Annotated in this window: 16 protein-coding genes; 7 read left to right on the top strand and 9 right to left on the bottom strand. The window is 37.4% G+C overall.

The window, feature by feature from the left end:
- The first annotated feature begins 8 nt into the window (after positions 1-8).
- Positions 9-1,085: a hypothetical protein gene (locus AC0L7T_RS07815; protein ID WP_473341983.1), complete on the top strand. Its 1,077-nt coding sequence runs from the start codon at positions 9-11 to the stop codon at positions 1,083-1,085.
- Between the two features lie 122 nt (positions 1,086-1,207).
- On the opposite strand, the gene AC0L7T_RS07810 is transcribed toward AC0L7T_RS07815, so the two are convergent.
- The 6 genes from AC0L7T_RS07810 to AC0L7T_RS07785 all read right to left on the bottom strand — a co-directional run bounded on the left by AC0L7T_RS07810 (position 1,208) and on the right by AC0L7T_RS07785 (position 7,143).
- Positions 1,208-1,417 carry a hypothetical protein gene (locus AC0L7T_RS07810; protein ID WP_473341982.1) on the bottom strand — a complete coding sequence of 70 codons (210 nt, stop codon included), beginning with the start codon at positions 1,415-1,417 and terminating at the stop codon, positions 1,208-1,210.
- A gap of 1,106 nt (positions 1,418-2,523) precedes the next feature.
- Positions 2,524-2,733, bottom strand: a complete 210-nt coding sequence (locus tag AC0L7T_RS07805) for a hypothetical protein (RefSeq protein WP_473341981.1) — start codon at positions 2,731-2,733, stop codon at positions 2,524-2,526.
- Positions 2,734-3,143: 410 nt separating this feature from the next.
- Positions 3,144-4,256: a TlpA family protein disulfide reductase gene (locus AC0L7T_RS07800; protein ID WP_473341980.1), complete on the bottom strand. Its 1,113-nt coding sequence runs from the start codon at positions 4,254-4,256 to the stop codon at positions 3,144-3,146.
- 244 nt (positions 4,257-4,500) lie between these two features.
- Positions 4,501-5,724: a hypothetical protein gene (locus AC0L7T_RS07795; protein ID WP_473341979.1), complete on the bottom strand. Its 1,224-nt coding sequence runs from the start codon at positions 5,722-5,724 to the stop codon at positions 4,501-4,503.
- A gap of 2 nt (positions 5,725-5,726) precedes the next feature.
- Entirely contained in the window at positions 5,727-6,551 is an 825-nt protein-coding gene (locus tag AC0L7T_RS07790; protein ID WP_473341978.1) for an anti-sigma factor family protein, read from the bottom strand.
- Entirely contained in the window at positions 6,541-7,143 is a 603-nt protein-coding gene (locus AC0L7T_RS07785; RefSeq protein WP_473341977.1) for an RNA polymerase sigma factor, read from the bottom strand. The genes AC0L7T_RS07790 and AC0L7T_RS07785 overlap by 11 nt, the downstream gene beginning before the upstream one ends.
- 209 nt (positions 7,144-7,352) lie before the next feature.
- Here AC0L7T_RS07785 and AC0L7T_RS07780 point away from each other — a divergent pair, with 209 nt between their 5' ends.
- The 4 genes from AC0L7T_RS07780 to AC0L7T_RS07765 are packed head-to-tail and all read left to right on the top strand — an operon-like array spanning position 7,353 to position 11,864.
- Positions 7,353-8,582, top strand: a complete 1,230-nt coding sequence (locus AC0L7T_RS07780) for a M16 family metallopeptidase (protein ID WP_473341976.1) — start codon at positions 7,353-7,355, stop codon at positions 8,580-8,582.
- 2 nt (positions 8,583-8,584) lie between these two features.
- Positions 8,585-9,223, top strand: coding sequence for an O-methyltransferase (locus tag AC0L7T_RS07775; protein ID WP_473341975.1), 639 nt, complete (start codon positions 8,585-8,587; stop codon positions 9,221-9,223).
- Positions 9,224-9,234: 11 nt separating this feature from the next.
- Positions 9,235-10,827 (top strand): LysM peptidoglycan-binding domain-containing protein, encoded by a 1,593-nt coding sequence (locus tag AC0L7T_RS07770; protein WP_473341974.1) that lies wholly within the window; start codon positions 9,235-9,237, stop codon positions 10,825-10,827.
- Positions 10,828-10,871: 44 nt separating this feature from the next.
- The gene (locus AC0L7T_RS07765) at positions 10,872-11,864 is read left to right on the top strand and encodes a DUF3078 domain-containing protein (RefSeq protein ID WP_473341973.1); all 993 of its coding nucleotides are present in this window, start codon (positions 10,872-10,874) and stop codon (positions 11,862-11,864) included.
- 131 nt (positions 11,865-11,995) lie between these two features.
- Here the strand turns inward: AC0L7T_RS07765 and AC0L7T_RS07760 are convergent, their stop codons facing one another.
- The 3 genes from AC0L7T_RS07760 to AC0L7T_RS07750 form a co-directional block, all read right to left on the bottom strand.
- On the bottom strand, positions 11,996-12,424 hold the full coding sequence (locus AC0L7T_RS07760; protein WP_473341972.1) for a hypothetical protein: 429 nt from the start codon (positions 12,422-12,424) through the stop codon (positions 11,996-11,998).
- A gap of 149 nt (positions 12,425-12,573) precedes the next feature.
- Positions 12,574-13,719, bottom strand: coding sequence for a DNA polymerase III subunit gamma/tau (locus AC0L7T_RS07755; protein WP_473341970.1), 1,146 nt, complete (start codon positions 13,717-13,719; stop codon positions 12,574-12,576).
- Positions 13,720-13,858: 139 nt separating this feature from the next.
- Positions 13,859-14,719, bottom strand: a complete 861-nt coding sequence (locus AC0L7T_RS07750) for a GNAT family N-acetyltransferase (RefSeq protein ID WP_473341969.1) — start codon at positions 14,717-14,719, stop codon at positions 13,859-13,861.
- Positions 14,720-14,844: 125 nt separating this feature from the next.
- Here AC0L7T_RS07750 and AC0L7T_RS07745 point away from each other — a divergent pair, with 125 nt between their 5' ends.
- Together AC0L7T_RS07745 and AC0L7T_RS07740 are read left to right on the top strand one after the other, a co-directional pair.
- A complete protein-coding gene (locus AC0L7T_RS07745; protein WP_473341968.1) occupies positions 14,845-16,332 on the top strand; it encodes a DUF5687 family protein in 1,488 nt (495 codons plus the stop codon).
- The gene (locus AC0L7T_RS07740) at positions 16,329-17,027 is read left to right on the top strand and encodes an ABC transporter ATP-binding protein (protein WP_473341967.1); all 699 of its coding nucleotides are present in this window, start codon (positions 16,329-16,331) and stop codon (positions 17,025-17,027) included. Before AC0L7T_RS07745 ends, AC0L7T_RS07740 begins: the two co-directional genes overlap by 4 nt.
- The last annotated feature ends 43 nt before the right edge of the window (positions 17,028-17,070 follow it).

The raw sequence follows: 17,070 nt of genomic DNA, 5'->3' as shown, positions 1-17,070 counted from the left end.
TTAAAACTATGAAAAGACTCACTATTTTAGCGATCACCCTGTTGACATTGTCCTTTTTACCCAAAGAGGCCAAAGCATGTGATAGCTGTAACTTTTTCGAATACAGTCTCTTGCAAAACAGAAGCTATTTTGGACTTTTTTACAGGCATCGTAATTTTAGCGGTTACAATCAATATGGCAATACCTCTCCCCAAGTCACCACTGCTGGTTTGTCAAATGCTGTTTTTGAAAACAGCGCTACTAATAGCTATACGCCCAATGCAAGGATGTTATCCACTACTATCCCTGATCATGTGGTTATGCACGAACCGGAAGGCACAGGACTCTATGTCAACAAAACAAAAATGGATTGGGAAACTTATGAAACGGTGGAACTTAGAGGAAACTTCATGTTAAAAAACAACTGGAACTTCGCCTTTCTCCTACCCTATGAGTCCAACCTGGTATACTATGAAAAATTGCTAGACCTACCCAATCCCGTTCAGGACACCACCATAAGCGTAAAAGGTTGGGGAGACTTGACTTTAGCAGCTGATTATATCCACTATATCTATAACCCCAAGGCAAGGCATACTTTCCGTCCGGGGATAGCCGTCACTGCTCCCACCGGACAATCAAGACAAATAGCCAATGCTGAGCAACTTTTCGACCCAATTATTCAGCCAGGTACAGGTTCCTGGAGTTTGATTGGAAGGATGAATTATCAATTGTTCTATACCAAGACAGGAGCCAACCTTTCGTTCAGCTATAAAACAGCCACTGAGGGGAGTCAAGAGTACCAATTTGGAAACAGTTTCAATGGATCTGCTGTGGGCTTTCATCAATTCACCTTTCACAACAATTGGATTTTGGTCCCTAACCTTGGTGGATATTTTGAACATTCCGCCAATGATACTTGGAAAGGTCGAACACAGGCACTTACTGGCGGTGATGTGGTATTTGCACAGGCAGGAACAGACCTCAACATAAAAGATTGGACATTGAGTTTTGTTTGGCAAACGCCTTTGTCACAAAACCTTAACGGGAACCAAATTCAACACCAGGATCGGTTGAGTTTTGGTATTATTAAATCCTTTAAGTTGTAGTAAAGAATTAAGATAAAAAAAATGTATTTAAAAAAATTGATACTTTGTATTACTTAAAAAATCATTAAAAAATATAAAAATCAAGCATGAAATAAATCATGCGGAAAGAATTCATCAAAAAATCAATTCACTACTTTCTTTTCGGCTTTGACACTGTTCCAAAGTAAATACCCAAAAACCAACTGGGGGATTACAAACAATAAAACATGTAAGGAAGTTACCCCTTTACTAAGAGATATATTCAGTTTAAAAAAATCAGCAACAACCAAGATCAATACCAAAGTTACCATGGTATAAAGATGGGCCGTCATTATTTTTTTTTTGCTTTTCATAATCTTAAAATTTATTTTATTAGAGCTACTAAAAATGATCAGTGCAGTTATTTACACGTGAATACAGAACTAATTTGGGGCATTTATTTGATAATAACAAATCATTATACAGTACGCAACACCTTTGAAAGTCAATGTTTTAGACAATTTATCATTACGAAAAACCATAAATGTAAATCGTTTAACATTAATTGCATTTCACCTCAAAAAAACTTTTTGAAAAAAAAATCACATGGCTTTCGACCGGGGACGTACACCTAAAAAACTAATCGATTTAAGACAAGATCCTTGACAAAGATTTCAACGATTTGATTGAATCCTTTGTCATCAAAAACCTACCCTAAACATATTCGATAACGAGCTTCATATATAAATGAATTAAACACAGGACATCCAATAAAGCATTAATAGTTGGTTGATCTTTCTAACAGAGATCCATTTGAACTTACCCTTTGCTGCATTTAACATACCTACTTCAAAGGCAGCATTGCTTGATCCAATAGTTTTGTCAAATTTGTATCTACCATGGCCTATGTCAATGACAGGGTCGCTTTCCAAACTGCACTTATATAGAGTATCCCTAGACAAACATGGCTAAATCTAAAAAATCAATCTTTGGAACAACCAAAAACAGGATCAAAAAAAAGAGATTGTTTTTCATGCGAAATTAAGTAAACAGTAGCTGAAGACAGTGAGTGTTGCCAATTTTGGGAATAGTTTCTATGATTAGGCAAATGGCATCCATCCCTTAAAATTAAGGTTAGATATCTGTACCAAATCAAGGCATGTGTTTTAATCAATCAGCAAAGACCATCTGGGACAATAAAGTTACAAGCCTTAATTGGTGTTTTTTCTCCAAAGCTGGATACCTTACATTTTGTCTGGTAATGGACTTTGCCACAAAACTTTAACCAGTACCAAGTCCAACACCAGGATCGATTGATTTTAGGTATTACCAAACCCTTTAAAGGATAGTAAAGAATTAAGATAAAAAAATAAAAAAAAATGTATTTGAAAAAATTAGTGTCTTGTAAGCTTCAAAAAATTTACAAAAAAAATAAAAGTCCAGCATGAAATTAATCATGTTGAAACATTTCATTAAAAAATCAATTCAATACTTTTCTTTCAGTTTTTACACTTTCCCAAAGAAAAAATCCGAAACCAAGCTGAGGTACTGTTATCAATACAATATGAAGAAAAGTTACACCTTCACTAAGAGAAATATTCAATTTTAAAAGACTGGCGACAGCAAGTATTATCACTACAGATACCAAAGCAAAAAGATGGGCCACCATTAATTTTTTTTGACTTTTCATAATCTTAAAATTTACGTTATTAGAGCTATTAAAAATGATCAGTGCAGTTATTTACACTTGACTACATGACAAATCTGGGGCATTTATTTCGTAATAACAAATCACCTAACAGTGCTTAACACCTTTGAAAATCAATGTTTTATACTTTCAACCATTACGAAAAACCTTAATTGCAAATCGTTTTACTTAAATTGCATTTCACCTCAAAAAAACTTTTTGAAAAAAAAAATGATTTTTTTTATTTAATGTTCATTGGATAAGTTGAAAATGGAAAAAATGGTTGATTTCGAGGAATTAAACATAAAACTACATGGCTTTAAACCATACAATTAAATGATCCCCTTTGAGTGATCCCGAAATAAAAAGGTTCATTAAAAAAGGTAACTTTTATTTCCTTGAATACGGTCGAACTATAATTGACCATTATTCAATTGGTCCAGAAACACTTTATCATATCCAAGTATGGTTTTCTCAATAAGCCCCTCTTCATTGATAAGAATGAAAGTAGGGTAAGCTGATACGCCATACATTTCCGCAATTTCTTTTGCCCCTGCAATTACGGGGAAAGGGACAAGAAATTTTTCAACGTAATCGATTACCTTATTTCTGGAATCAAGTGGATTTATGTACAAGGCCAAAACATTATTTGGCAATTGATAATCCTTTTGGTTAAAATGATGGAGGGCTTGAAGGCAATACCCGCAGTTTATTACTGAAAAATTCAGTAGTACTTTTTTACCCTTGAACTCTTCTAAATCAACGGTATTATTTTGCAAATCATCGGCTAAAAAAATAGGGGCAACCTGACCAAGGGCCAGCATCTTCTCTTCATACTCACTCCCATAAGCGACAGACTTGTAACCTTCTGGATAATCATAAGTAAGAGACACACTTGATTTTTCAGCATTAAAGTCAGAATATTCATACACTATTGTTTGATTGAGATCCCCTTTAAAATAGTTTCTGCGTTCAAACCTCTCTAGTCGCTTCGATTCACTATTAATGAAAATGCGTAGCTCTGTATAAATTGTGTTACCGTTTACGATGGTATCACTTTCAACTTTAAAAAAATCTCCATACGATTCCCCACCAATAAGCGTGTCTTTATCGAATTTCCACTCCGATTGATTTAGTAAGGCTACTGGTGAATAATTGATGTATGAATTACCATTAATTTGGTGTTTTATTTCTTCCTGTTTTTCTGATGGATAAAAAATTACTTCCTTTTGGGCGTGATTTACTATCCTATATTCCCCGTTGGTATATATTTCATCGCCCCTTTCTGATTTTATTAAAAAATCATAGCCTATAACACTGTTATCAGCATTACTAAATACAAGCGAAGCAATTAAGGTATCGTATGTCCCCATGGGGTTAGGGTAATACGCTTTTTGAAAATAGCTAAAGTACTTTTGATCAGACAATTTCATTTTAGCTTTGTTGAAAATTTTTTGAGGATTGTCAGAACAAGAATTAACTATAAACCACAAGAGGGTCAAGGTGATGTATTTTACTATTTTCATGGATGTATTTTTTAAATTAAAATTAAGGAAATTGGTTATTACTTGACTGAGGCACTTTGTCTCACCACAATTGCATAAGCCTAACTTCAAATCAATAGAGCCCAATAAATTAATGAATACAGTTAACTCTGGATAAATGATTAAACTTGGACTTTCAAAAGGATTTTTAGTGATAAGGGGCATTGTCCTTAGGCAATCTTGCTATTTGGAAGTGACCCTATCAGATAATGGATATTTCTTCAGTTTAAATAATTTCTGTAAATACTTTTTGCATGATTTGCTTTAAGTTCATTTCACCTTTGCCATAGGCCAACAAATCTTTTGCTTTGGCTGAAATCTCAACAGTTCCTGGCAATTGGCAGGTATTACAACTGGGCATGTTTAAGCGCAACAGCACTCGCTCATTTGGAGCAATGGACTTAATGGTTTTTCCGTAGTTGATAAACTGCTTGGTAATTTCCTTCAAAAAATCGGGGTAAAGACCAACTAACTTGTCATCTCTTTCTTTTTCGCTTATATTTCTAAGATTTAAAGTAGGGAAATCATAAAACCCTTTGTTTTTCCTTATCGAAGAAAATAGATTAATGGAATAGATTACTCCAAAACCTGGGAGAATCTGAACGGACGGTTTTTGTTGAATATAGTAGTTTTCTGACAAATCTATCTGATACAATCGCTCAAGAATTGAAGCGAATACCAATAAATCTTGTGCAATTTTAGTGGTATCCAAACTTGAAAATTGAATGCGGGTTATGGCCTCTTCCCTATTTATTTTCCCAGTTGTAAAATCAGTTAAATCGGCTTTAGTAATAGCTGCACTAACATTATAATCAACCTTATGGGTGTCATTTATATTGAATGCCAATCCAGAATCTTTGTTTTCAATTAATACTACCATCAACTTGTCATCTGGGGCCATTTGAGATATAAGTTGGCCATAATCCAGCAAATAAGTTATCAAGTTTTCTTTCTCTATATTATTACCATCTGACTTAAAACCTTGGATGCTTTTCGTTACAGACGACGTTTTCCCCAAACCAATTTTGGATTCAAAGGTTTGATCTCCATTGAAACTTTGCATGTTGATCGCTCCTTTTGTTGGTACCGTAGTACTATCTATAATAGGTTGGCTATTATACATGTGAAACCCATTAAACACCTGGTCTCTAATATCAATAGCTATCATTACCCCAAAACCTTTGATATACTGGGAGCGCATTTTATTAGAATTACCTGAATGTAATCTAAGGCTATTTTGGGGTATTGGCTGGTCCATATCCAAAACCATCACTTCTCCATTTGAAACTATTGAAAAGGCCTGTGACTTCCCTTGGGGAGTAATCAAACCTTTAAGAATGGTTTCCGCCACCTCGATGTCTTTTTCCATCAAGTTCTGGTCAATTCCCTGAGCCATGAGGCCTTGTGAAAAAAAGAGCAGAAACAACAATAACATACGGTAGGTTTTCATATTTATTCGTGTTTAAGGTTACCATTGAGGTAATAATGATCAGATAAGTATTTATTTGTTTCAGCTAGTAGGTTTTCTTTATCTGCCTCTATTCCTGCCAGTACCATCTGAAGGTACAATAGGTCGTATTCCCGAATATCCTTCATCTCAGCCATCATAACTTTAAGGATTTCGTTGCTTTGCAATAGCTGTTCCTCCCCTAATTCAACCACTAGTTTTTTGTGGTATTCCTTATTAATGGCTTGCCCATTTTCTATTGCCACCTTCAATTTATTTGTTATGTTTTTTTCCAATTGATCAAGTTCCTTCCTAACCAATAATTCCGGAACCTGGTATCCTTCTGATAGCTGATCTAAAATTTTTATTGAGACCAGCCTTTCCTGATCGAGAAGTTTTTCTATATTTTGGATTCTCGCTTCAAGACCTACTGATGTAGCACTTACGTTTGGAATTAGTTGCCCATCCGATTCCATAAATTGCCCCTTATTACCAAAAGTTATAAGTAGGCCGTTCGAATTTGAAAAAACACTCAAGCCTGTAACCTTGGCTGTGAAAATTAATAATCCGACAATTACCCCCAGGATGGCAACCAGCCTTACAGCTGGCTTTGACAAAAGGGAAGCAGTTGGTGTTGGAAGTAATAAGGGAGGGTGTACAGGAACATCTTCTAAATGGTTCAAATAACCACGGATTCGCATAAAGTCTTTGTGTTCTTTATGCAAGTCATGGTTTTCCGCTAATTCCCCTTCTACCTCCTTCTTTTCGTCTGAGGACAATTCCCCATAGAGGTAAGCCATTAATCTATCTTTGTCAGTGCTATTCTCCATAATCAAAGCTATTTTGATTGATGTTCATTTTGTTTAAATATTTTCTTAGGTGTTTGAATGCATAATACAGCCTGGATTTGACTGTATTTTCCGAAACACCCAAAATTTCTGCTATTTCTCTAAATTTCAATCCCTCAAATTCTTTCATAATCAAAACACTTCGTTGTTCTTCTGACAACTCCATTAACCCCTTTTCAAGACATAATTTAAGTTCCTGGTCCATCATTAATGACTCAGGATCACCCGAAGGTGAAATATAATCTGAACGAAAATTTCCCTGCGCTTCAGGAGAGTAATTTATACTTTCATATCTTCGGTTCGTTGCTTTTCGCCTTTCCCCAAGACAATGATTGTGTAGAATAGTATACAACCAAGTTTGAAATTTGGCAGCATCTTTTAATCCAGGCAATTTGAGCCACACTGTTATGAAAGTTTGCTGACTCACTTCCATCGCTGCATCATAATCACCTAGTATCCTTAAAGAATAATTAAACACTCTTTTGTACCAAGTCTTCACCAATAATCCCTGGGCGATGGGATCTCCTTTTTGAGCCCTTTGGATAATCTGATCGTCTGGATTTATTTTATTCATTGGAAAGTCTACTATGTACAAATGATCTAATGCTAAGATGCTTTCAAAGCCAATTTAGTTTTACTAGCTGACATTTTTTTTCTTTATTTTTTTATGAGCGATACAAAGGCCCCATTTTTCATATAAATTTCATACAAGGATCCAATTTTTCCCTTACCTGGTTTCTTTCCCGATAATTGATGCTATTTTTGTACTTTGGAAAGAGAGGCATGACATATCAAATCAAGGCGTTTGAAAACGGAATCAGAGTTGTACATCAGGAAGTAACCAGTACCCGACTGGTCCATTGTGGGTTTATTCTTGATATCGGCAGTAGGGATGAAACTGAAGATCAGGTAGGATTGGCGCACTTTTGGGAACACATGGCTTTTAAAGGCACAAAAAAAAGAAAGGCCTTTCATATCTTAAACAGGCTTGACTCTGTCGGTGGCGAGCTTAATGCCTATACTACCAAAGAGAAAATCTGTTTCTACGCAACTGTATTACAGCAGCATTGGGACAAAGCAGCAGATTTACTCTGTGACATAACCTTCAACAGTACTTTTCCACCCAAACAAATAGAAAAAGAGCGACAGGTTATATTGGAAGAAATGGCCATGTACCGGGATTCACCGGACGATGCCCTTCAGGATGAATTTGACAGTTTGCTTTACCCCAACCATTCCCTGGGCTACAATATTCTGGGTACAGAGAACTCGGTAAAAAATTTCACCCAGGAGGATTTCATTAATTTCATTGCTCAACACATGGATACCTCTCGAATTGTGGTCTCTGTGGTGGGCAATATCAGTTTCAAAAAAGCCCTTAACCGGTTAAGTCCTTTATTAAGTAATATTCCTGCTACTGAAAGTTTGGTAAAAAGAACCCCTTCTCTGGCTTACAGGCCACAGTCCATCGCTTTCCAAAAGGACATCACGCAGGCCAATTGTGCCTTGGGCAAGCTTGCACTTTCAATAGATGATCCTAGAAGGTTTAAGCTTCATTTGCTAAACAATATATTGGGAGGCCCCAGCATGAATTCAAGGCTAAATATGGCTTTGAGGGAAAAACATGGTTTGGTTTACAGTATTGAATCAGTTTATCAGGCATTTACAGATACAGGTTTTATCGGGATCTATTATGGCACAGAAGAAAAGGCAGCCGACAAAGCCCGTAAAATCGTCTTAAAAGAAATCCATCGCATTTGCACCAAAAAACTTGGTAGTATGCAACTGCACATGGGCAAAGAGCAGGCCATAGGCCAAATGGCCATGGCAGAGGAAAACTATGCCGGCTTGATGCTTGTCTATGGAAAAACACTTCTTGACAAAGGGAAAATTGAACGGCTTGAAGATATTTTTTCAAGCATTCGCTCTTCTACAGCCGAAGAGCTTATGGAGTTGGCCAATGAAATATACGATGTAGATAAATTTAGTTTTTTAACCTATCTACCAAAATAATTATGATTGACGAAGACCTATTAAACTATTGTGAACAAAATAGCGGTAGTGAAGACGAGCTGCTTCAATTGATCCGTAGACAAACAAATCTTAAGGTGCTAAAGCCAAGAATGTTATCAGGGCACTTACAGGGGAAAATATTGGAAATTCTGGTGAAAATGAGCGGGGCCAAAAATATTCTAGAAATCGGAACGTATACAGGCTATGCTTCTATATTTCTTGCTCGGGGATTGGGCGCTACAGGCAAATTGACAACGATTGATATCAATGAAGAATTGGAAGAAATGGTTCAAGGTTTTTTCAATCAATCAGGCTTAGAAGACAAAATCGATTACAGAATAGGAGATGCGCTTGAAATTATCCCTACGTTGTCAGGGCCTTTTGATTTTATTTTTATTGATGCAGACAAGCGCAACTATGTCAATTACTATAATCTTATCGTTGATAAAATTAAGCCAGGAGGTTTAATTTTAGCCGACAATATTTTATGGTCTGGAAAAGTCCTGTCCAAAAACCGTAAAAAAGTTGACAAGGATACAGCAACTATTCTCGCTTTCAACGAGCAAGTCAATGCTGATCAACGCGTAGAGAATGTAATTTTACCGATAAGAGATGGCATCATGCTTGCCAGAAAGCTTTAACCGGAATAAGAATGAAAAAAACAGTAATTGCCAGCATTTTATTTTTTCTAAACATTTGCCTCCCGGTTTTTGGACAGGTACCACAAGTACCTCGTGTCATAGACTTTGCTGGGCTAACCTTAAAACTTAATGATGCAGCCCGAAAAGATATTCAGGCAGATGTGGATGCTCAATATAGAAGTGCCTCTCATTTTCAGGTAAAATTGGACCGGGTAAATCTTTATCTGCCCATTATAGAAAGAGTGCTTAGGGAAGAAGGAGTACCTGACGACTTTAAATTTCTAGCCATTCAGGAGAGTAGTCTCATTTCAGATGCGGTATCGACATCAAATGCTGTTGGTTTTTGGCAATTTAAGAAAGGTACAGCAGAAGAAGTCTTCTTAAGGGTGGACAATGAAGTAGATGAACGAAAAAGCATTGTTTCCTCCACAAGAGGAGCCGCGAAATACTTAAAAAAACACCAAAGGTACATGGACAACTGGGCGACAACGCTGGTTTCCTATCAAATGGGATTGGGTGGAGCAAGAGGTTATTATAAAGACAAATACAAGGGTCATCGAAGTATGGACATCGATAGGAATACCTATTGGTACCTTAAGAAGTTCCTGGCACACAAAATCGCCTACCAGGGTCAATTAGGAAAAGTGGTGAGCAATGGGGATTATTTGCATGAATACCCAATTCAGGGCCCAGCCAATCTTAAATCTGTAGCCAAAACACTAGGTGTAAGCGAAAATCATTTAAAAGAATACAACAAATGGTGTTTGAAGGGTAGCATTCCAGGTGATCGGACCTACACTATCACCTATATTTTAAAAGGGATAGTACCTGAACGGCCTTTACTTACCAATAATACTCCCTCCACCAACGATAACGGCCTACTTCCTGTAAAATCAAATGCCATGGGCTTCCCTAAAATCTCAGGGGATACCGGGAATTCAAACCAGCCGAATCAAATCAAAATAAATGGCATTAAAGGAATTGTTGCGATTTCCAACAACCAAAGCCAACTTGCCATTCAGGCAGGAATAAGTGAAGGGAAATTAAGAAGGGTAAATGATTTAAAGCCATCAGATCCTATACAAAGAGGTGGCTATTATTATACTAAAAGCAAAAAAAGCAAGGCAAAAACACCTGAGCATATCGTTCAACCAGGAGAAACCCTCTGGGGAATCTCTCAATTGTATGGCATCCGTAAACACTCTCTGATGGCAAAAAACAGGGTCTATAAAGACGAACAACTTCTTCCCGGCATGGTGTTGCGTTTAAGAAAATATTACAAAAAGGATGAAGCAATTGCACGGGTTAAGTTAACTCCTGCACCAGCTCAGGCAAAATCTGATCAAAAGCGTCCTCAAAGGACGCCTACAGCCAAACCTCATGCGCCTGTGGCTGTGCCTGATAAAAAGTCAGAAAACGCTCCACAAACCCAAATACCTACAGAAATAAAGACTGCATATAGAGAACACCAGGTAAAACCGGGAGACACACTCTATTCCATCTCCAGAAGTTATGGTGTCACAGTAGATGAATTAAGAAATTGGAACAACATAAGTGAAGATAATATCCTCTCTGTGGGACAAAAACTGGAAATTAGAAAATAAATAAAATAATTGACTGTATATTTGTAATCCACCGTTTATTCGCCATGCACACAAGGATTGTTTTAATTTTATTTTTACTATTTGCTACAAAAATCAGCTTTGTACAGGGTCAGGACGCATTGTCTAAGGCAGATACTGTAATCATCGGTGGTGATACACTTGTAATGCTGGGAGATTCCTTGATTTTCACCACAGAAGTAGAACCTATTTATTGGAAAAATGGTGGCAATTTCAATTTTAGCTTGCAACAAGTAAGTCTTAGTAACTGGGCTGCTGGGGGAGCAAGTTCTTTTGCTTTAAATACCGGGTTACAACTATTTGCCAATTACAAAAAGGAAAACATCATCTGGGACACCAAGTTGAATATCAATTATGGGATTAACCGCCAGGCAGGAAGGGCTTTTCCTACAAGAAAATCCAATGACAACTTTATTTTCATTAGTAAATATGGCCGGCAACTAAGTAAAAAAATATACCTCTCCACCCAGATTGATGCGCGAACACAACTGCTGGAAGGTTATCGTTATTTTCGGCCTTCAGGTGCTGAAAGAGATAGTAGAAGTCGACTTTCTGATTTTTTAAGCCCTGGATACGTCCAGTCTTCCACTGGTTTGAATTACCAGACAACTTTTAAAAACAACGGCAAGTTTTCTTCAATCTTGTCTCCTTTTACCGGAAGGTTTACTGTCGTTTTGGATGATTCTCTGAGTATGGCTGGAGCATTTGGGGTAATACCAGGAGAAAAGGTAAGGCCAGAAGCAGGTATTTCTTTGGGTTCTTCTGCTGATTTTCAATTGATGGAGAATGTAAGATGGAAAATGGACCTTAACCTCTTTACCAATTATGAGAAATTGGGTAACACAGTAGTCAATTTCAATTCTGTAATCAGTTTGAAGGTGAATAAATACATCACCACTAGAATTGAAACCATTATGATTTATGATGAAAGTGTCTATATTTCACAAGATGATGGTCCAGCTACACGTGCCATACAACTCCAAAACCTGCTAAATTTCGGAATTGCTCTAGATTTTTAACTAACCTCTTAGATTTTAATAAAAAACCTGTTTCGCCCTACCTATGGAGGGACAACTTAAAATTATTTAGCATCACAGTGGCGTAAGGGGTAATTACTGGAAAGATTGGCACCTGGCACCCTCTTTCAGCTTTAAAAATCAGCTTGTAAGCCAAAGCGTTTTTTCAATTCTTTTAGTGCAGGTGACTTCTCCATCAGATAGGTTAATTTCTCTCTGGATGTATAGAGGTTTTTTAAAGGGTCTTTTACTTCTTTAGTAATTTCAAACGTCACCTCTACATCAGGATGCCTCAGCTTCCTTCTCAACATTCCCGTAAGCTCTGGTTTTAATTTAGGGAATAAGTCTTCATGTAGCCCTGAGCTAAGCATAAAAACGACTTCTAACCCCCTAAGTTCAAAAGGTTGGCTGAGTAAAGCCATTTCCATGTTTTTATGGTCTTGCTTAAATTCAACCAATACTTCTTCAAAAACTGTTTTAACTGTATCCGAGTTGAGTGGCTGCCTGGGGAGATCCTCATTCACCTCAGAGACTTCCTCTTTTACCGCTTCTTTTTTGGTCAATTCTTCCAGTGGCCGGTCCTTAATTTGTTTTTCAACAGCTTTAAGATTGGATGGGATGGTAATGGTCTTTTTTATCGCCGAGACAGGGTCACTATGGATAGAAGACTTTGAATATCCTGGATTCTCAGCCTTTATTTCCGTCTCATTCGTTAGGCTTTTTTTTTTGCCTCCTCCCCTGCCACAGCGGCAAGTGAAATGGCATGGGGCAACTTCGCCAATTTCATTAAAACCAACTCTACATGTAGTCTTTGGTTTTTACTGGTTTTATAGGACAAGTCTGCCTGGTTGCAAATATTTAAGGCAGACAATAAGAATGAAAAAGGACTCTCTTCAGCTTGCGCTACATACCTGGCTTTAGCAGTGTCAGAAACCTGAAGTAATACGACCGTATCCGGGTCTTTACACACCATTAAATCTCTGAGGTGTTCACTAAGCCCCACTAAAAAATTATGTCCATCAAAACCTTTTTTAAGGATCTCGTCAAAAATCAATAATGCTTTAGATATACTCTCTTTAAGCAATGCATCTGTTACTTTAAAATAGTAATCATAATCCAAAACATGAAGATTATTGATGGTTTCCTTATAGGTAACCTTTTTACCCGCTGAGAAGGTAACAATTAAATCATAAATGGAAAGTGCATCTCTAAGGGCACCATCTGCTTTAGTAGCAATTAACCTTAATGCCTCAGTTTCATAATCTACCTCCTCTTCTTTAGAAATATATTCCAAATGCTGGCTGATATCTTGTATCTGAATCCTATTAAAATCAAATATCTGACAACGAGAAAGGATTGTTGGAATAATTTTATGCTTCTCAGTGGTAGCGAGGATGAAAATAGCATGTTTGGGAGGCTCTTCAAGTGTTTTCAAAAACGCATTGAAGGCCTGGGTAGTAAGCATGTGAACTTCATCAATAATGTAGACCTTGTATTTGCCTTTCTGGGGCACATACCTTACCTGTTCTACAAGGCTGCGCATATCATCGACGGTATTATTAGACGCCGCATCCAATTCATGCACATTAAAAGAACTGTTAGAGTTGAAAGCGGTACATGAACTGCATTCATTACATGCCTCTCCATCCTCTTGGCGGTTCTCACAATTAATAGTCTTGGCCAGAATTCTGGCGCAGGTAGTCTTACCCACTCCTCTTGGCCCACAAAACAAAAATGCCTGAGCCAAGTGCTCATTTTTTATCGCATTCTTTAGCGTAGTGGTAATATGGCTTTGCCCCACCACACTCTTAAAGTCCGAGGGTCTATATTTTCTGGCAGAAACAACAAAATTTTCCATCACCGCAATTTATAAAATTAATCGAACTTAAAACGCTCTGCCCTTCCTTTTTAGCCCTCCACTTTTGCTAACACACTGGAAACATGATTATTTAAATATTATTTTAAAGTCGAAAGAATAGCAATACCTTTTATTGGACTTAACCTAATTCAGGTCCGGTTATCAAGTAATAGCTTTCAATATTGCCATTAGTAGATTGAGGGGGAATAAACATTCTAATCAACTCTCGTTGCTTTGTGAAGCCACATTCTTCAAGCCATGGATTTAATTTTGAATGATGCTCTCCTAAATCTAAGACCAGATCACTTCCTTGAAAATCGATTAAAACCTTATTGACAAGCATTTGGGCTAGTGCATCATTTGAGGCGACCAAAGGCCCAAGTTGTAAAAATTTACTCCCTGGTCTACAGAAAACAAATCCAACTATTTTTGCTTCTCGCTTAATGAGAAAAGCTCCCTGAGGAAAACTATTGAACAACTGAACCAACACCTCTTCCCTGTCGGCTCCAAATACCTTCTTGTCATAGGACAGCACCTCAGCAAAATCTTCCTGAGCCACTTTCAGCACTTCATCGGTAGGAATTCCCCTCAATTGCAATACCCCTTTAGGTCTAATCCACCTAAAGAGGGAATATTCTTTGACAAAGCCTAGTTGTTCATACACCTTTTGACCTGCAGGAGTTGCATCTAGTTTTATGCTTTGATTTTCACCTATTCGCTGGATAACTTCATGCATAAGTCTCTTACTTATGCCTTTCCTTCTGTACATCCTGTCTACCAGCATCATTCCAATCCAGGCCAATTTACCTTTATAGGAAAAGGAACAAACGGTGCCTACTACTTTATCTTCAGCCACCACTACCAGGCATAAACCAGGGTTATTTATTAAAAACAACTCCCAATCAGCTCTGGTTTGGTTCCACCCTTCCACTGATTTCAGCCTCATAGCTGCATCCAGGTCTTCTGCCTGCATTTCTCTTATAAATAATTCCGAATCCATAATTTTAAAGACATCTTAAATTGAAATATAAACCAGTAAACTGGAATATTTAACTGCATTTGGGGAAATTTTTCATATTTTAGAAATTCGAACCCACAAAACCCAACAATAACCCAGCTATCTATATGGTGAAAATCCTGATAAAATTAGAATTATTAAAAAGGATAAGAAGCACTTCTTTTGCTAGAAGTTTGACGATTGGCATATTTATGCTATTTATAGGTGTTTTATTATTAGGCTACCTGCTTCTTTTGGGGCTGTTTCTTAATAAGCTGATTACGGAAGTTCTGGAAAAACCTGATGCCATTTACTTTATCAACAGTAACCTGCTGTATTTCTTTTTGTTAGAGCTGATTTATCGTTATTTCATCCAACAGCTTCCTGTAATTAATTTGGAAAATTACCTGCATTTACCCATAGCCAAATCGGCTATCATTCACTTCCTATTGGTCTGCAGCTTCCTTTCTCCACTGAACATCATTGCATTGTTAGTCTTTGGGCCCTTTGCTATTATAGAACTAAGGGCAATTTATGGCGCCGCTCCGGCTTTTGCATGGCTAGGTGCAGTGCTACTTACCAGTTGGTCCATGCATTGGTTTGTCCTTTGGTTCAAACAACGATTTGAGGACAGTCTTATTGGCACGCTGGTCGTTTTCAGTGCCTTATTGATAAGCATAGGTTCGAGTTATTTAGGACTCTATGATTTAGGAGCCTTTTTTGAACCTGTTTTTACTTTTGCACTTGAAAACCCAGTACCTGTTTTCCTTTTGGTCGCGGTTTTGATTTTAAGCTATTTTCTGTGTTTTGCCTTCTACAGACAAAATGCCTATTTAGAGGAACTTTCGGAAGGAGATCATCTTCAATTTGCCAACCAGGACTTAGGATTTTTATCCAAATTCGGGCTCGCCGGTGAGATGGCAAATTTGGAATGGAAATTAATAATCAGGCATAAAAAGAGCCGTACCTATCTTACCTTATGTCTACTATTTCTGCTCTACGGATTGATATTTTACAACAATCCTGCTTATGTGCAAGAAAGCGGATTCAGCTACTTATTTATATTTGTAGGTACTTTTATTACAGGAATATTCATGCTTCAATACGGGCAATTATTTCTAAGTTGGAACTCGCCAACCTTTGACTTTTATGTGCACCAAAAAAATGGTTTAAGGGCATTGGTAAAAGGAAAATACCTTTTGTTTACAGGGATTTCATTTCTATGCTTCATACTCTCTGTACCTTATGTATACTTTGGATGGAATGTATTGCTTATCCACCTGGCTACCTTTTTGTTTAATATGGGTGTAACCATACACCTTGTAATTTACATGGCACTATGGAAACCCAAGCCGATGAACCTCAACAAGGGCTCTGTATTTAATTATGAAGGCATGGGTATCTCCCAATTCCTAATGATCATTCCATTGATAGCTGTACCCTATGCGGTTTTTCTTCCTGTGGCATATTGGTTTGGTGACTATTCTGGATTGTTAGCATTAAGTGTTATAGGCGGATTTGGTTTACTCATTTTCCCAATGATCTCTACTAAAATGGCAGATGCTGTAGTAGATAAAAAGTATGAAATTTCAGCAGCATTCCGTCAAGAGTTATGATTAGAATAGAAGCATTAAAGAAAATATACGGAAACACTACCGTTTTGGATATCCCATCCCTCATCATCCCCAAGAGTCAATGCCTCGGCTTGGTAGGGAACAATGGAGCAGGAAAGACTACCCTTTTTCGTGTCATGTTGGATCTTGTCAGGGCTACAGAGGGGGCTGTAACCGTAGATGAAGAGGAAGTAAGTAAAGGTGAACAATGGAAAACTAAAGTGGGTGCCTACCTGGATGAAAACATGCTTCTCTCCTACCTTAGCCCCGAAGAGTATTTCACTGCCCTTAGAAAGATTTATCGCCTCTCAGAGGAGGACCTTCAGATACATCTGGAGAAATTCCACGATTTTTTTAATGGTGAAATTTTAGAAACCAAAAAATACATTAGAGACCTCTCCAAAGGAAATATTAAAAAAGTGGGAATCGCAGCCGCACTACTGGGAAAACCTGAGGCAGTATTGCTCGATGAACCTTTTGAAAACCTTGACCCAAGTTCGCAGATCAGGTTAAAGAAATTAATCCTAAAGGAGAAAGAAGAAAACCTGGTGACCTTCTTAATCTCAAGCCATGACCTTAATCATGTGGCCGAAATTTGCGAAAGAATAGTGCTACTTGAAAAAGGTATAATTATTAAGGATTTGGAGGACAAAAGCCATATGACCGAAGAATTAAACAATTACTTTAATGTCAGTTAAATCCAGGTGATCATTCAGTCAAAAATGAAAAAACAAAAGCCCT

This window comes from Cyclobacterium sp. 10D3-21 (assembly GCF_055809755.1).
This window is presented reverse-complemented; position numbering and strand designations above follow the sequence as displayed.

Excerpts from the sequence above, each read along its gene's own strand:
- AC0L7T_RS07795 (WP_473341979.1), bottom strand. The coding sequence starts at position 5,724 with ATGAAAACCTACCGTATGTTATTGTTGTTTCTGCTCTTTTTTTCACAA.
- AC0L7T_RS07815 (WP_473341983.1), top strand. The coding sequence starts at position 9 with ATGAAAAGACTCACTATTTTAGCGATCACCCTGTTGACATTGTCCTTT.
- AC0L7T_RS07800 (WP_473341980.1), bottom strand. The coding sequence starts at position 4,256 with ATGAAAATAGTAAAATACATCACCTTGACCCTCTTGTGGTTTATAGTT.
- AC0L7T_RS07770 (WP_473341974.1), top strand. The coding sequence starts at position 9,235 with ATGAAAAAAACAGTAATTGCCAGCATTTTATTTTTTCTAAACATTTGC.
- AC0L7T_RS07750 (WP_473341969.1), bottom strand. The coding sequence starts at position 14,719 with ATGGATTCGGAATTATTTATAAGAGAAATGCAGGCAGAAGACCTGGAT.
- AC0L7T_RS07810 (WP_473341982.1), bottom strand. The coding sequence starts at position 1,417 with ATGAAAAGCAAAAAAAAAATAATGACGGCCCATCTTTATACCATGGTA.
- AC0L7T_RS07740 (WP_473341967.1), top strand. The coding sequence starts at position 16,329 with ATGATTAGAATAGAAGCATTAAAGAAAATATACGGAAACACTACCGTT.
- AC0L7T_RS07755 (WP_473341970.1), bottom strand. The coding sequence starts at position 13,719 with ATGGAAAATTTTGTTGTTTCTGCCAGAAAATATAGACCCTCGGACTTT.
- AC0L7T_RS07775 (WP_473341975.1), top strand. The coding sequence starts at position 8,585 with ATGATTGACGAAGACCTATTAAACTATTGTGAACAAAATAGCGGTAGT.
- AC0L7T_RS07745 (WP_473341968.1), top strand. The coding sequence starts at position 14,845 with ATGGTGAAAATCCTGATAAAATTAGAATTATTAAAAAGGATAAGAAGC.
- AC0L7T_RS07805 (WP_473341981.1), bottom strand. The coding sequence starts at position 2,733 with ATGAAAAGTCAAAAAAAATTAATGGTGGCCCATCTTTTTGCTTTGGTA.
- AC0L7T_RS07765 (WP_473341973.1), top strand. The coding sequence starts at position 10,872 with ATGCACACAAGGATTGTTTTAATTTTATTTTTACTATTTGCTACAAAA.
- AC0L7T_RS07785 (WP_473341977.1), bottom strand. The coding sequence starts at position 7,143 with ATGAATAAAATAAATCCAGACGATCAGATTATCCAAAGGGCTCAAAAA.
- AC0L7T_RS07790 (WP_473341978.1), bottom strand. The coding sequence starts at position 6,551 with ATGGAGAATAGCACTGACAAAGATAGATTAATGGCTTACCTCTATGGG.
- AC0L7T_RS07780 (WP_473341976.1), top strand. The coding sequence starts at position 7,353 with ATGACATATCAAATCAAGGCGTTTGAAAACGGAATCAGAGTTGTACAT.